The sequence below is a fragment of the Streptococcus sp. DTU_2020_1000888_1_SI_GRL_NUU_041A genome, assembly GCF_032387735.1.
Classification (GTDB): Bacteria; Bacillota; Bacilli; order Lactobacillales; family Streptococcaceae; genus Streptococcus; species Streptococcus sanguinis.
The window spans coordinates 1,398,987-1,413,172 of sequence record NZ_CP135591.1; the positions used below are offsets into that span (position 1 = coordinate 1,398,987).

The 14,186-nt window shown below is 40.6% G+C and carries 14 protein-coding genes; 2 read left to right on the forward strand and 12 right to left on the reverse strand.

Translation table 11 applies throughout. The features are described 5' to 3' along the window. Window positions 1–258: 258 nt before the first annotated feature. The 10 genes from RSK81_RS06790 to RSK81_RS06835 all read right to left on the reverse strand — a co-directional run bounded on the left by RSK81_RS06790 (window position 259) and on the right by RSK81_RS06835 (window position 9,024). On the reverse strand, window positions 259–549 hold the full coding sequence (locus tag RSK81_RS06790; RefSeq protein WP_002895366.1) for a cupin domain-containing protein: 291 nt from the start codon (window positions 547–549) through the stop codon (window positions 259–261). A gap of 29 nt (window positions 550–578) precedes the next feature. Beyond that, window positions 579–1,373, reverse strand: a complete 795-nt coding sequence (gene ldcB, locus RSK81_RS06795) for an LD-carboxypeptidase LdcB/DacB (RefSeq protein WP_376738743.1) — start codon at window positions 1,371–1,373, stop codon at window positions 579–581. 4 nt (window positions 1,374–1,377) lie between these two features. Further along, on the reverse strand, window positions 1,378–3,108 hold the full coding sequence (locus RSK81_RS06800; RefSeq protein WP_002924522.1) for a TcaA second domain-containing protein: 1,731 nt from the start codon (window positions 3,106–3,108) through the stop codon (window positions 1,378–1,380). 16 nt (window positions 3,109–3,124) lie between these two features. Then, the gene (locus tag RSK81_RS06805) at window positions 3,125–4,162 is read right to left on the reverse strand and encodes a DUF6574 domain-containing protein (protein WP_002915046.1); all 1,038 of its coding nucleotides are present in this window, start codon (window positions 4,160–4,162) and stop codon (window positions 3,125–3,127) included. 98 nt (window positions 4,163–4,260) lie between these two features. Continuing rightward, window positions 4,261–4,575 carry a rhodanese-like domain-containing protein gene (locus RSK81_RS06810; RefSeq protein WP_002924520.1) on the reverse strand — a complete coding sequence of 105 codons (315 nt, stop codon included), beginning with the start codon at window positions 4,573–4,575 and terminating at the stop codon, window positions 4,261–4,263. Next, window positions 4,568–5,530 (reverse strand): zinc-binding alcohol dehydrogenase family protein, encoded by a 963-nt coding sequence (locus RSK81_RS06815; protein WP_002924514.1) that lies wholly within the window; start codon window positions 5,528–5,530, stop codon window positions 4,568–4,570. Before RSK81_RS06815 ends, RSK81_RS06810 begins: the two co-directional genes overlap by 8 nt. 273 nt (window positions 5,531–5,803) lie before the next feature. Further along, window positions 5,804–6,292 carry a prolyl-tRNA synthetase associated domain-containing protein gene (locus RSK81_RS06820; protein WP_268682222.1) on the reverse strand — a complete coding sequence of 163 codons (489 nt, stop codon included), beginning with the start codon at window positions 6,290–6,292 and terminating at the stop codon, window positions 5,804–5,806. 12 nt (window positions 6,293–6,304) lie between these two features. After that, window positions 6,305–6,889, reverse strand: coding sequence for a uracil-DNA glycosylase family protein (locus RSK81_RS06825; protein ID WP_268682223.1), 585 nt, complete (start codon window positions 6,887–6,889; stop codon window positions 6,305–6,307). Window positions 6,890–6,942: 53 nt separating this feature from the next. Continuing rightward, window positions 6,943–8,349 (reverse strand): dipeptidase PepV, encoded by a 1,407-nt coding sequence (gene pepV / locus RSK81_RS06830; RefSeq protein ID WP_268682224.1) that lies wholly within the window; start codon window positions 8,347–8,349, stop codon window positions 6,943–6,945. Between the two features lie 69 nt (window positions 8,350–8,418). Next, a complete protein-coding gene (locus tag RSK81_RS06835; protein ID WP_049552771.1) occupies window positions 8,419–9,024 on the reverse strand; it encodes a nitroreductase family protein in 606 nt (201 codons plus the stop codon). 171 nt (window positions 9,025–9,195) lie between these two features. Here RSK81_RS06835 and RSK81_RS06840 point away from each other — a divergent pair, with 171 nt between their 5' ends. Next, complete coding sequence (locus RSK81_RS06840) at window positions 9,196–9,996, forward strand: amino acid ABC transporter substrate-binding protein (RefSeq protein WP_002924502.1); 801 nt, start codon at window positions 9,196–9,198, stop codon at window positions 9,994–9,996. A 95-nt stretch (window positions 9,997–10,091) separates the two neighbouring features. Here the strand turns inward: RSK81_RS06840 and RSK81_RS06845 are convergent, their stop codons facing one another. Together RSK81_RS06845 and uvrC are read right to left on the reverse strand one after the other, a co-directional pair. Beyond that, on the reverse strand, window positions 10,092–10,565 hold the full coding sequence (locus RSK81_RS06845; RefSeq protein ID WP_032908292.1) for a DUF4274 domain-containing protein: 474 nt from the start codon (window positions 10,563–10,565) through the stop codon (window positions 10,092–10,094). Window positions 10,566–10,652: 87 nt separating this feature from the next. Then, window positions 10,653–12,488, reverse strand: coding sequence for an excinuclease ABC subunit UvrC (gene uvrC, locus RSK81_RS06850; protein ID WP_315686274.1), 1,836 nt, complete (start codon window positions 12,486–12,488; stop codon window positions 10,653–10,655). Between the two features lie 364 nt (window positions 12,489–12,852). Here uvrC and RSK81_RS06855 point away from each other — a divergent pair, with 364 nt between their 5' ends. Continuing rightward, complete coding sequence (locus RSK81_RS06855) at window positions 12,853–14,109, forward strand: extracellular solute-binding protein (RefSeq protein WP_315686276.1); 1,257 nt, start codon at window positions 12,853–12,855, stop codon at window positions 14,107–14,109. Window positions 14,110–14,186: the final 77 nt, after the last annotated feature.

Genomic DNA, 14,186 nt, shown 5'->3' on the forward strand with positions numbered 1-14,186 from the left:
ATTTGGTTTACACTGTGTAAATTATTTTTATTGCTTATTTATAAAAACTCCTCACCCTATCATTCCAATTTTTTGTTTAAGTTTATTTTAAGCTTATATTAAGCCTTTTTTAAGCTAAACTTAAGTTTGTTTTAAGAATCAAAGAATCTGTTTGAATTTTTCTTGCTTATGGGTTTTTATCTATATAAATGAATATAAATTAAAAAGTAGTAAAAAATACTAGAAGCATTTATTCCAGCTTCTAGTATTTTGAATTTATTAATATTTGAGTTGTTTGATAACTAAGAGGTGGCTATCTTCCTCTCCGACCAAGCTGTGTGGCTCATTGGGCTCCATCGTCAAAAAGGAACCTGCCACTAGCCGCACAGTTTGTTCTCCAGCAGAAAAGCTTACATCTCCCGACAAACAAACAACTGTTACTAGCGCATCAGCACTATGCTCTGGTACTTCTTTTCCTTTAGCAAGATGCAGATGATGGATGATTCTGCCTTCTTCTTGCACAGGTGTTTCTGCAAAATCATTATTGGGATTGGTAACAAAAAATTTCATTTTCTTCCTCCTTCTAATGGATGATGTGACTACTGATCTTCATAGCCTCCACCAGTAATGCCGAAATATTCTTCTAAAGATTTGCCTGATTGAGCAATTTCCTTGGCTTCTTGACCAATATAGCGCAGATGCCAGCTTTCAGGCATATAGCCAGTTGAACCTTCCTTACCCTCTAGATAGCGAACGATAAAACCGTATTTATAGGCATTATTTAGAAGCCACTGACTTGCTCCAGCTTCTTGTACGAGATTGCCATTCTTGTCAATCAAGTCAAATGCCAAACCAGTCTGGTGCTCGCTGTAGCCTGGTCGAGCTGAATAGCGGTCTGCAGCTGCCTTACCATCCTGATTGACATAATTTTGATAGAGCTCGGTCTGAGTATCATAGCTGCGGAAACCACTGTATTGGTCGCTAATGGCATAGCCTTGTGCCTGCATGTCTGCAATCAGTTTGAGCAATTCTGCTTTAGCAGTCGCATTCTCACCTGGGTTATAGGAAGGAGACAAAGGGTAGTGTTTGTTGACAAGAAGAATCTCATCATATTTCCCTTTGACACTGTAGTAGCTACCGTTATAGGAAACATTTTGATCAAGAGTTTTGGCTTCGTGATTTTGCTTCTTTTTAGTATCAGTGCTGTCTGAAGATGTTGTCGTATCTTGGCTAGAATTTTTGTCTTTTTCAGCATCTTGTTTCTTAACTGTACTAGTTGAGCTAGCCGCTTGTTTATCAGAGCTATCTCCAGTAGTGTCTTTACCAGACGAACACGCGCCTAGAACAAGAACAGATGCTGCAAGAAGAATTAGTTTACTGTATTTCATTGTCATAATATCAACCTTCTGAAACTTCAAGATTATAGATTACAAAAGAATCCCCGCTAGGTTTCAAGTAATAAGTCTTATTTTTACGATTTACACTATTTGGAGTGCTATCGACATAGTGGACTGTGTAGTCCTCATATGTTGTCACGATATAGGAACCATTTTCTTCCTTGATTTCGCGGATATCCAAAGCTCCTGGCTCATAATAGTTAATTTTTGCTTTCTTAACACCACCACCAGTGGTCCACTCAACCATTTCTCGATATACAGCACTAGAGGTATCGTAGTATTGAGAATAGTTGTTGCTTCTGTTAGAAACAGAGCTGAAAACAGCACTGCGGTAGTCATTAAGGAAAGTAGAGACTTTTGCCTTTTGAGCCTCAACCTTTTTCGCTTCTTCGTTCTTTTCTCTAATCTTAGAAACCACTTCCTTAGGAAGCGATAATTTCACATTAGTAGTATCATCTTCCACAATTACTGTTTCTTTATTGGTAGTAAAGGTAGTATCAGAGATAGTAAACTTGGCATAAATTTCAAGTTCTTGATAAGGAACAAGCTGCAGCTCAGGGGTCAAACTGCTACCACTTTCTTTGCCATTAACAACGATTTTAATATCTGTTGCTTTTGAAGTTTCAGAAGGCATAGTAATTTTTAGCTGTTTCTTTTCAGACTTGAGATCCAGTTTGATTTCATTATCTTTAGCCGTAGCTAAATCAAGCTGAACCTTACTCTCTACATCTCCAACATCTGTCTTTCCTTTGAGTGTAAAATCTTGTTTGATGAAGTGATATTCACCCAATTCAGTGTCTGTATTTTTCTTAAGAGTAATAGTTTTTTTCTCACCAGGTTTAATGGTAGCATTATCCAAATTTGTATTGACTTTAACTTTGACTGGATAGGAAACCATTTGATATTCCTGGAAAATACCAAATTTCTTACTCTTTTCAGTAACACCTAAAATCTTATTATTGTTGTCATCAATATAAGCAGATTTGCCATTTGACTCAACAATGTTATCTAGCTCAGTTTCGAGATTAATCTCCTGGCTCTCTAGGTGCTCAACTAAAGCTCTTGCTTCCGCGCGTGTCCACTTATCGGATTGAGTAGAAAGAAGACTTGCCACTTCATCGAAGTCTTTACTAGAGACGGCTTTTGCAAAATGGTCTGTGACCACTTTAACTCCAGTTATAGAGTTTAAATAGAAGAAAACTCCAATCAAAGCGGCAACTAAAACGGTTGGAGCCCCAATCATGATTGCTTGCTTCTTTGATATTCTCTTTTTAGCCTTTTTTACCGGTTTCTGTGGTAATTGCGAGTCGAGCAGTTCAGACCGAATAGGCAAGTTAGAGAATCCTTGACTCTTAGCTTCTGCAAATTCTTCTTTGGTAGGTTTTCGACCAATATTATTTTCAAAAGCTTGCAGCCAATTCTGGCGAAGTTCTTCATATTGGCTAGATTCAAACTCGCCTTGCTTCTCATCTTGGGAAGTTGGTTGAATCGATTCTTCTGTGACAGAATCTTCAGAAGGTGTCTCCTGAACAATATCTTGATTATCAGAAGCTTCATCAGTAGTATTTTCTACTGACGAAGTATCTGTGGTTGCTTCCCCTGCTTCGCCTGCAATCTCCTTAATCTTTTTTGGATCAAAGTTAGATTGTTTGCCGGCTTGGAACTCACTTGCAGTTGGTTTTCGACCAATTACTTTTTCAAAGAGATCAACCCATTTTTCTTTTGTTGCCATAAATCTCCTCCAATTATTACATCATTATGATACTAGCTAGTAGAGAAAAAGCGATGAAAGAGAAGATAATTGTAATCACACCATTGATAATAATGGCCAATAGATATTTATAAAAAGGATCCATAGAGTTGTTTGTCTTGGAATAAATCAAAGCAAAGGTCGCTCCAACTCCGACTAACAAAAGAACAATCCATGTGAAAAACAGAGATAAATGAATAATACCCAACAGAGCAAACAGAGCTGAAGCAGCAATAAATGGAAGAACAATGGCATAAAGTCGACCATACCAATCAAAAGCCTTATTAAAGGTAAAACTTCTATCTTGGTAGACCAAACGCTTCACAACAAAACCACCTAATATAATAGAGAAAAGGAAGAGAGCCGCTGCTATCAGAGAAACAAAGAAGACTTTGAAATTAAAAGTCGGTCCATTATACATACCAAAACTCATGATACCAATGGTACTGAAAATATTGTAGTTTGCAACAATAGCAAAAAAGAACGCTGTCAAACCTAGAGAAAGGTAACCATTCACCTTACTGCTCTCAACTTCAGATGTCGGTGATTTCCAAGCTGAAACGAGCCAAGCCCAGAAACCTTTCATTGTTTTAGAAAACTCGCTGGGTTGAGGAGGTTGCTGACTGTAATAAGCCTGTGGTCCTTGTTGAGGTATTTGTGAATTGAACTGTCCTTGCTGCTGGTTGTTCTGATAAGCTTGCGGACCAGAAGACTGAGGCTGTCCAGCAAAGGGACTTGCTTGCTGAAATCCTTGTTGCTGATAAGCTTGTCCCTGATTTGCAAATTGATTTGGATTTGCTTGTTGCTGAGGAACTTCTTGATATTGTTGAGAAGCCTGCTGAGCAAAAGGCTGTTGGAAGTTTTGCGGCTGTTCAAAGCTTGATGAAGCCGGACTAGCTTCACTAGAGGCTTGCTCCGCACTTACCTGTTCAGCTTCAACAAATTCCCCGGCAGCCAAAGCTTGGGCAATTTCTTCCTCTGTAGCCGAGCGTCCATTAACGGCCTCAAAATATTCAAGCCAATCTTGTTTTGACATAAAATATCTCCTATCTATAAATTATTATACTACTATAGTATACAAAAAAAGGGCCGGAAATTCAATCTATTCCGGCATTTGCTCTTCTTAATCGCTTGTCATATCGTCAATTTATCAGGAAAAGCTTCCACTCCTCCTTCAACATTGGTTACTTGGTAACCCTTAGCTTCCAAAAATTCGCAGGCACGCGCTGAGCGTCCGCCTTTTTGACAGATGATATGGTAAGGGATTTGTTTATCCAATTGTCCATAATTCTCCGCCAAGCTGCTGAGAGGCAGATTCTGAGCTCCAGAGACATGTCCAGCTGTAAATTCGTCCACCTCGCGAACATCAATCAACTGCAGTTCTTCTAGCTGCAATTTGTCATATAAATCTTTCGCGCTAATTTTTTGCATTCTTTTTCTCCTATTCATTCATAATCACAATTTTTCCAAAACCTGCCGTTCCCTCTATAAAAGAATGAGCTTTGGGCACTTGCTCTAGGGAAAAGACACGCCTTGGTGTAACATTGACCTGATAGCGGTCAATATAGTCAAATAATTCGTCCATCAAGTCTTGACTCACATGAGCTGAGTGAAAACTTGTCAAAAAACTGTTGTTTTTAATTTCTTCAATTGGGTTGAAATCATCCAGCTCCCACTGACCTCCCAAGAGTCCGGTCACACAGATAATCCCCCCCTCAGCGATATGGTCAAATGAATCCTTGACAGTTGCTGGGCCGACCAACTCAAGGATTTTACCAAACTTCTCCTCTGTTTCCAGTCGACCATCCTGGTCTATGATGATATCGTCGTAGGCTTGGTGCTTGAGCAGAAACTGTTTGGAACCGCTATTGACCGAGCCCACGATATGTGTGTCTGGAAACTGTGCCTTGACCAGACGAGCAAAGGCCAAACCGACACCGCTAGTGGCAGCCCGAACCAAAATCTTATCATTAGGCTCGATGCGTAGATTTTTCATAGAGCCTAGGGCAGTATAATAGGTCTCTGGCACTGCTGCCAGCTCTGTCCAGGTCAGATTGGTCTCGACTGTATAAATTTGGTCGTTCGGCAGGAGAACATACTCGGCATAAGAGCCGTCAAAAGCTCGCCCCATTTCTCCCATGATGGAAACTACTTTCTGACCAATCTCTAAATCAGGCCGAGTCGTCTCGGCCACTTGACCAACGCACTCAATGCCTAAAATCCGAGGGAAGGTGACACTAGGCGATAAACCCTCACGAGTAAAAATCTCCGATCGGTTAATCCCAAACCCTCTGACCTTGACCAAGGTCCAGCCTTCTTGAAGTTCTGGAATCGGTCTTTCTTCCAGCAGAAGCTTTTCTGGACCACCTGCTTCGTAAATGACTATAGCTTTCATCGTTTCCATAGAATCACCTCGCTTTCTACAAAGTTTAGCATTCTAAGCTTAGACTTATCAAAAAGTCAGTCAGCTACTCCTGAAAATCAAACCGAACTTTGGCAAAATCATTGGCCGGCTGTTGGAGAATCTCCTGAGGGGAACCAAGTTGCTAGCTACGTCCTTCATCCAAGATCAAGATAGAGGGACTATTCTCTAGCAAATGAGTAATACCAATCTGCTCGGTTTGACAACCTGAGAGAACAGCTGGATAGTACTACTCTATCTCAGCAAAACAGTTAGTTAAAACTCCAGCACTTGGTAAGAGTAGCCCAAATCTTGCAAGAATTTAAACAAATCTCTTGTAGAGACAAAGATAGTCTTTTCATTGGTATTAGGATGGAAAGTCATGCGTTCTTCGCCGATAATTTCTTTATCAAAATAAACTTGAACGTCCTTCTCCTCATTGTTAAGCAGACCAAAAGGCGATACCGTTCCTGCTGGTAGGCTCATTTTCTCAGCCAAGGAGTCCAATGAGGCCATGCGAATCCGATCGGCTCCCACTTGAACTTTAAAGTTATCCATATCCAATCGTTTCTTGTCATCCATAATTAGAAGATAATACTGGGTTTTCTTCTTATTGGTTAAAAACATAGTCTTAGTCCGAACACCCTCCATGTCTTCAATATAGCTATCTGCTTGCTCTGTCGTAAATGCAGGCGGGTGCTCCACCACATCAAAGGTGATCCCCAACTCTTGCAACTTATTAGCCACTTGTTGATAAGCATCCATAGTTTTTCTCCTTTATTGATGAATAATCTTTTGCACCAACGCTTGCAAGTCTGGCACAACCTGCTCTGCAAACCAAGGATTTTTAGCCATCCAGATTTGGTTGCGGGGCGATGGGTGAACCAAAGGAAAAAAGTCAGGCAGGTAGTCTTGATAATGCTGAACCGTCTCGGTCAGCTTGATATTTCCTTTTTGATGCAGATAGTATTTCTGTGCATACTGACCAATCAAAATAGTCAGCTCAATATCTGGCAAAAGCTCTAAAATCGGCTGATGCCATTTGTCCGCAAAGTCCTTACGAGGCGGTAAATCACCAGATTTCCCATGTCCTGGAAAATAAAAATCCATGGGCAAAACTGCAAAGTAGCCAGAATTATAAAACGTGTCTTCATCAACCCCCAGCCATTCCCTCAGTCGGTCACCACTCTTATCTTTCCAGTAAAGCCCTGCCTCTTGAGTTTTCAACCCTGGCGCTTGACCAACAATGTTAATCCGAGCATTCTTTGGTGCCGCAAAGAGTGGCTTGATTCCCTGCTCCGTAAATTTCTGATTTTCTGGATCAGCCATGATGGCCTTTGTAATATCTTCTAAAGTATGCATAGCAACTCCTTGCAAAGAAACTCATTTGGCAAGACCAAACGAGTTCTTCTTTTTTATTTGATTAGTTCGTAGATAGCTTCCGCGTAAATGGCCGCAGCACGGAAAAGGTCTTCTACATCTGTAAATTCATTGGCTTGGTGCATGGTATTGACATAGTCTGGGAACATAGCTCCAAAAGCCACACCTCGCTTCAAAAGACGGCCAAAGGTTCCGCCACCAATGACTTGCTCGTGTCCTTTGAGACCCGTTTGTTTTTCGTAAACACTCAAAAGAGTTGCTACCAACTCATCATCTGCTGGGACATAGTGCGGAGTATGTCCATGTTCAGACAAGCTCACAGACACAACACCAGTAACTTTTTCAAGACCGGCCTGAATTGTTTTCGGATCAGTACCTTGAGGGTAACGGATGTTCAGAGCAATGGTATTGTCAGCCTTGGCATTGTCAAAATGGAAAACACCAGCATTCATGCTGAGAGCACCCATTTTAGCATCTGTATAAGCAATTCCTAACTTCTCACCTGTAAAGTCCTCATGCAGAACTTGAGCCGCAACTTCCAGATAAGCCTTGGCGTCACCAGCAAAGTCAAATTGGTTGAGGAAGAGAGCTAAATAAGTTGCTCCGTTGATACCATCCTCTGGTGTAGAACCATGAGCTGATTTCCCAATGACTGTCACTTCAAGAGCGTCGCCACTTGCTTTCAGACTAGCTGAAACCTTGTGCGTAGCAGCAAAGTCTTGTAATTTGACATCCAATTCCGCTGCATCAACTGCTGCTGTAAAAATAGCTGTCGCTGATTCTGGCACCATATTCTCACGAAGTCCGCCAGTGAAGCTCTTGAGTTTAAAGCTGCCATCATTACTGTTACCAAAGTGGAGATATTCTGTGATATTCCCTTTTTCACCGTTAATGATTGGGAACTCAGCATCTGGTGAGAAACCAAAGTCTGGCTCAGGTAGACCAACATGTTTGAAATAATAATCCATGTCTTGCCAACCGGATTCCTCGTCTGTCCCCACCACAAAGCGCACGCGCTTAGATACTGGCAAGCCCAAGTCTTTGATGATTTTCAAACCATAGTAACAAGCCATAGTTGGACCTTTATCATCAGATGAACCACGCGCATAAAGCTTACCATCAATAATTTCAGGTTTGTAAGGATCTGTATTCCAGCCACTTCCAGCAGGGACTACATCCATGTGGGCAAAGATTCCCAATTCTTCCTCACCCTCACCAAAAGTAAAGTGGCCAGCATAATTGTCCACATTCTTGGTTTCATAACCATCTCGTTCAGCAATTTCTAAAAACTTATGCAGAGCTTGAACAGGACCAGGTCCAAAAGGATGTTCCTTGTCTGCCTTGGAATCGTCCCGTTCTGAGTTGATTTCTAAAAGACTGAACAAGTCAGCTAAGAGATCTTCTCTTCGTTTTTCAACTTCTGCTTTAAAATCAATTGTCATTATTTTACCCCAATCTCTAATTCGATTTAAATCAATGTACATACGAATTAAATCAAAAACATAACTATATCAACGTTTCTCAATGATTTCATCAACCGGCAAACGATAACTAGGTTCTAGTTTTTCATTAGTATAACCAACCGTAATTAAGAGTTCCGGACGGAAACGTTCATCAATTTCCAAAACCTCATTAACCTTAGATTTATCGAAACCTAAGATGATATTAGAGCCTATCCCTTGGTCAGTCAGAGCCAGAACAAGATTCATGGCCACCAGACCAGCATTGAGAGATAAATAATCGCTCTTTTGCTGTTCACTATAGCGAGCAAACTCAGCAGGCAGATTCTGCATGTAGAATTGGAGCTGTTCGTCAGAGAAATTCTTAACTCCAGCCACACGCGCAATCTTGCGAGCCCGCTTGGTTAAATCAGTATCAGTAAAGAGGGTAATAGTCACTGGTGCTTCTTTAATCTGATCTTGGTTAGAGCCAAAAGCAATTTCTGCTAAGTCTTGATTGCGCTCTCGTACTACTACAAATTTCCATGGCTGGCTATTGTGGGCACTAGGTGCCAAAGTCGCAATTTCAATCGCTGTACGGACATCCTTTGGATCCACAGTTTTATCATTGAAATGCTTGGTAGCATGACGCTTTTTATTGAGTTCTAGAAATTTCATAAGTCGTATCCTTTTCTAAATATACTAGCTTCATTTTATCATATTTTGTAAGAGTTTGCAGAAGTTTTTCATTATTAAGGTTTCTTATCGCAGCTATAAATAATATATATTGGCTAATCAAGATAGTTTCTGATAAGCTATAAAATAATACCAATTTGAATGGAGTAAAACATGAGAAAAATCGTCCTGTTACTAATCATCCTTCCACTGTTAGCCGCCTGCAGTCACCAGAGCAATCCTCAAAAAAATTCGTCCCCAAAAACAATTACTGTTGCAACAGCTGGCGATGTCCCACCATTCGCCTATGAGGAAAACGGCAACCTGACTGGCTACGATATTGAAGTACTTAAAGCAATTGATGAGAAGCTCAGTGATTACGAAATTCACTTTCAAAGAACTGCTTGGGAAAGTATCTTCCCAGGACTTGATTCCGGTCACTATCAAGCTGCAGCCAATAACTTGAGTTACACAAAAGAGAGAGCAGATAAATACCTCTACTCACTCCCCATCTCAAAAAATCCTTTAGTACTCGTTAGTAATAAGAAGAATCCTTTAACTTCTCTTGAGCAAATAGCTGGTAAAACAACTCAAGAGGATATCGGAACATCGAACGCCCAATTCATCAACAATTGGAATCAAAAACACACTGAAAATCCAGCCACTATCCAGTACTCAGGAGAAGATATAGGAAAACGTATCTTTGACCTTTCTAATGGTGACTTTGATTTCCTAATCTTTGACAAAGTTTCCGTTCAAAAAATTATTAAAGAACGCGGCTTGGATCTATCTGTTGTTGATCTTCCTTCCACTGACAGTCCTAACAACTATATTATATTTTCTAGCGAAGAAAAAGCATTCAAGGAACAATTTGATAATGCATTAAGAGAACTCTATCAAGACGGAAGCCTTGAAAAACTCAGCAATACCTACCTTGGTGGTTCTTATCTACCAGATTCCTCTGAGTTGAAATAATAAAAGGATTGGCGCTCGCCAATCCTTTTATTATGGCTTTAGGACATAACACGAAAACCATCCAAAATGTCTGGGTGGTTATTCTACTTATTTAATTAAATTACTATATTCAAATCTTTCCCAGAAACTCCATCAATGAAAATTGGATTTAATGCCGATTTTAATTTTTTAAGTTTGAATTTTTGAATTCTCATTATTTCGGGTTGAAAAGAGATATTCCCATTCGGAAATCTCCTTCTGATAATTTTATCATAGACATCTTTTATAAATTCTTCCCACTCCTTAGATGAAAAATTTACAAAGGCTGCTTCTGAATCTAATAAATACCTGATGCCATCTGCGCGATAAAAGGCTAATAAAGCAATTGAAAGAGTACACTTAGAATGTTCAATAACTGCTTGGGGCACTTCAAAACCATTATCCCAGTTAAAATTATCAAGTAAAACAAACAGTTCATCTTCGGTTTGAAGACTCTTAATATACGATACAGCTTTAGCATTGCTTTCAGCATACAAGATATCAGATATTTTTTGCAACTGATGATTATCCATTCCCAAAGACAACTCCATTATAATAGTTATAATTTTCCCAATTTTTGCAAAGCTTTCATTTAAGTTTATTTTATAAGACTCGCTAAAATCCGACAAACTAATCTTTCAATCTATATCTAAAATTGGCTCCGCCACCTCTCGCAACTGTGCCTGTTCCCGCTCCTGAGTTTTCGGATTTAACTTCTCCCGCACCGCTTCTGCCACAGCTCGTGGTACGCCGACTTCGACGATTTGGTCGACACTGGCTTCTTTAATCTTGGTTAAAGATTTGAAGTGTTTCATGAGATTTTGCTTGCGTTTTGGTCCCAAGCCTTCAATGCCATCTAGCTGTGATGAGAAGGAATTCTTAGACCGGAGCTGGCGATGGAAGGTAATAGCAAAGCGGTGGACTTCATCTTGAATACGTTGAAGCAGGAAAAATTCCTGCGAATTACGAGATAATTCCACAACCTGCAGAGGGTCACCAAAAAGCAATTCATGGGTCTGGTGCTTGTCATTTTTTTGCAGTCCAGCGATGGGAATATCCAATCCCAACTGCTCCTGAATCACTTCTTTAGCGACATTGACCTGGCCCTGTCCACCGTCAATGACAATCAGATCAGGCGGAGTCAGTCCATCCCGAATCACCCGACTATAGCGCCGCTTGATGACCTCACGCATACTAGCGTAATCATCCGGTCCTATGACAGTCTTGATCTTATATTTGCGATAATCCTTCTTGCTAGGTTTACCATTGACAAAGACTACCATAGCTGATACAGGACTGGTCCCCATAATATTGGAGTTATCAAAAGACTCAATACGAACAGGTGTCGGAATGTTAAGGAGCTGCCCTAGATTCTCAATAGCACCTTGAGTCTTTTCAATAGATCTCTCCAAGAGGTCAAACTTCTGCTGGAGACTGACTCGGGCGTTTTTGATAGCCAGATTGACCAACTGCTTCTTCTCGCCTCGCTGGGGCTTAAGCACCTTGGTATCCACTATGGCTCGGACAGCTTCTTCGTCAATATCTGCCGGAATCAAAATTTCATTGGGCTTGAGGTGGGATTTTTCCTGATAGAACTGGCCGATATAGGTCAAAAAATCCTCATCAGGATCATTGTAATAAGGAAAGAGATTAACGTCACGCTCGATTAGCTTGCCCTGGCGGACAAAGAAAACCTGTACGCACATCCAGCCCTTATCTACATAGTAGCCAAAGACATCCCGATTCTGTAAATCCTTGGCCATAACCCGCTGCTTGGTTCGCAAGGTGCCAATGGACTGAATCAAGTCGCGGTACTCCGCTGCCTTTTCAAACTCCGTAGCTTGCGCTGCGCCAGCCATTTTCCCCCGTAAATCCTCAATAATCTGGTCATCCTGGCCCTTGAGAAAAGCCGCAACCTCCTGAGCCAGCTCTTTGAAATACTGGCTGTCTACCTGGCAAATACTGTGGGCCTTGCACTGCCCCAGATGGTAGTAAAAACAAACCTTCTCAGGTGGATTGGTACACTTACGAAAAGGAAAGAGCCGATCTAAAAGTCGCTTGATTTCATTGGCAGCACCAACATCCGGATATGGACCAAAATAAAGTCCGCCATCCTTTTTGACTTGGCGCGTGATAATCAGGCGCGGATAGGTCTCATTGGTAATCTTAATAAAAGGATAGGACTTATCGTCCTTGAGCATGATATTGTACTTAGGCTTGTTTTCCTTGATTAGATTAATCTCCAGAAGCAAAGCCTCAATATTAGACTCGGTGACAATAAACTCAAAATCCTCAATCTCGGAAACCAGAGCCTCCGTCTTGGTGTCATGACTGCCGCGGAAATAAGAACGGACCCGATTGCGAAGATTCTTGGCTTTGCCGACATAAATAATGGTACCGTTTTTGTCTTTGTGAATGTAACAGCCGGGACTGGTCGGCAACAGTTCCAGCTTTGATTGGATTAGCTTATTCATAGGTCTATTATAGCAGAAAAGAATAGCATACAACAGAAAGACGTTAGAATGTTAGAAGATCAAAAGTTTTATTCCTTTCTTTGGTAATACTGAACTATAACTTGTCTTTATATCTTCTTGCATGTACCAAAAATCTATCTCAAAAGAAACATGATTTTTTTCATAATAAAGCGTTTTCTAGGTAAAAATCAAGCAAGCGATTGCACAGCCATTTTAATAGGCTTTTATTATATAAACAGAAATAAAATAGAAAAATTTTAGAAAAATTAATATATTTTTAAAAAAATTTCAAAAAAAGACTTGACAAAAATTGCAAACGGTTGCATAATAGAATTGTAAATAAAAATTCCGGGAGGAAATAGGAATGAAAACATGGAAAAAAGTGGTATTAGGCAGTGTCAGCTTGCTAGCTGCAGGAACGCTGTTAGCAGCTTGTAGCTCGAATAGCAGCAAGGAGAACTCTTCTTCTAAAGCCGATAGCAAGACCTTGAAACTTTGGGTACCAACCGGTGCTAAAGATTCTTACTCTGATACAGTTAGCAAGTTCGAGAAAGAATCAGGCTACAAGGTTGACGTAGTCGAAATGGAAGATCCAAACGCTCAGGAAAATCTGACAAAAGATGCTAGTACTGCTGCCGATGTTTTCTCTCTGCCACATGACCAACTTGGTAAATTAGTTGAAGCCGGAGCTATCCAAGAAGTTCCTTCTAATATGGCAGAAGAAATCAAGAAGAACGATACTGAACAAGCAGCGATTGGTGCTCAGTATAAAGGTAAAACTTATGCTTTCCCATTCGGTATCGAATCACAAGTTACCTACTATAACAAGTCAAAACTTTCTGCTGACGATGTTAAGTCTTATGAAACCATCACTTCTAAAGCTAAATTCGGCGGAAACTTGAAAGAAGTTAATGCCTACGCTACTGCTCCACTCTTCCTTTCTGTTGGCGACACTCTCTTTGGTAAAGATGGTGAGCAAGTAGACGGAACAAACTGGGGTAACGAAGCTGGTGTGAACGTTCTGAAGTTCATCGCAGCTCAAAAGAATAACAGCGGTTTTGTAAACGTAGATGCTTCTAACCTTCTTGCTAAATTTGAAGATGGTTCAGTTGACGCTTTCCAATCAGGCCCATGGGACTACGCAGCTGCTGAAAAAGCTGTCGGCAAAGACAACCTTGGTATCTCTGTTTACCCAACAGTTAACATTGGTGGACAAGACGTTCAACAAAAAGCTTTCCTCGGTGTAAAACTTTACGCAGTTAACCAAACACCATCAAACGGTGACACTGAGCGTATCGCAGCAAGCTACAAACTGGCTCAAGCTCTTACTAGCAAAGATAGCCAAGAAAACCAATTCAAGTTTGAAGGACGTCACATCATCCCAGCTAACAAAGAAGTACAAGAGTCTGACGATGTGAAGAAAGATGCATTGGCACAAGCTGTTATCACAATGGGATCTTCTGATACTTACACAACAGTTATGCCTAAACTTAGCCAAATGTCTGTCTTCTGGACTGAAAGTGCTGCAATCCTCAGCGATGCTTACAACGGTAAATTTGGTGAAGATCAATACCTCGCAAAATTACAACAGTTTGATAAAGATTTAGCAGCAGCTAAATAATCCTCAAACGAATAAAAATAAGCATTGAAGTGAGGAGGGCGGCCTCCTCACTTCTTTCTTTGTAAATATAAGGAGAA

Coding starts and splice junctions, on each gene's coding strand:
- RSK81_RS06790 (WP_002895366.1), bottom strand. CDS start 549: ATGAAATTTTTTGTTACCAATCCCAATAATGATTTTGCAGAAACACCT.
- ldcB (WP_376738743.1), bottom strand. CDS start 1,373: ATGACAATGAAATACAGTAAACTAATTCTTCTTGCAGCATCTGTTCTT.
- RSK81_RS06800 (WP_002924522.1), bottom strand. CDS start 3,108: ATGGCAACAAAAGAAAAATGGGTTGATCTCTTTGAAAAAGTAATTGGT.
- RSK81_RS06805 (WP_002915046.1), bottom strand. CDS start 4,162: ATGTCAAAACAAGATTGGCTTGAATATTTTGAGGCCGTTAATGGACGC.
- RSK81_RS06810 (WP_002924520.1), bottom strand. CDS start 4,575: ATGAATAGGAGAAAAAGAATGCAAAAAATTAGCGCGAAAGATTTATAT.
- RSK81_RS06815 (WP_002924514.1), bottom strand. CDS start 5,530: ATGGAAACGATGAAAGCTATAGTCATTTACGAAGCAGGTGGTCCAGAA.
- RSK81_RS06820 (WP_268682222.1), bottom strand. CDS start 6,292: ATGGATGCTTATCAACAAGTGGCTAATAAGTTGCAAGAGTTGGGGATC.
- RSK81_RS06825 (WP_268682223.1), bottom strand. CDS start 6,889: ATGCATACTTTAGAAGATATTACAAAGGCCATCATGGCTGATCCAGAA.
- pepV (WP_268682224.1), bottom strand. CDS start 8,349: ATGACAATTGATTTTAAAGCAGAAGTTGAAAAACGAAGAGAAGATCTC.
- RSK81_RS06835 (WP_049552771.1), bottom strand. CDS start 9,024: ATGAAATTTCTAGAACTCAATAAAAAGCGTCATGCTACCAAGCATTTC.
- RSK81_RS06840 (WP_002924502.1), top strand. CDS start 9,196: ATGAGAAAAATCGTCCTGTTACTAATCATCCTTCCACTGTTAGCCGCC.
- RSK81_RS06845 (WP_032908292.1), bottom strand. CDS start 10,565: ATGGAGTTGTCTTTGGGAATGGATAATCATCAGTTGCAAAAAATATCT.
- uvrC (WP_315686274.1), bottom strand. CDS start 12,488: ATGAATAAGCTAATCCAATCAAAGCTGGAACTGTTGCCGACCAGTCCC.
- RSK81_RS06855 (WP_315686276.1), top strand. CDS start 12,853: ATGAAAACATGGAAAAAAGTGGTATTAGGCAGTGTCAGCTTGCTAGCT.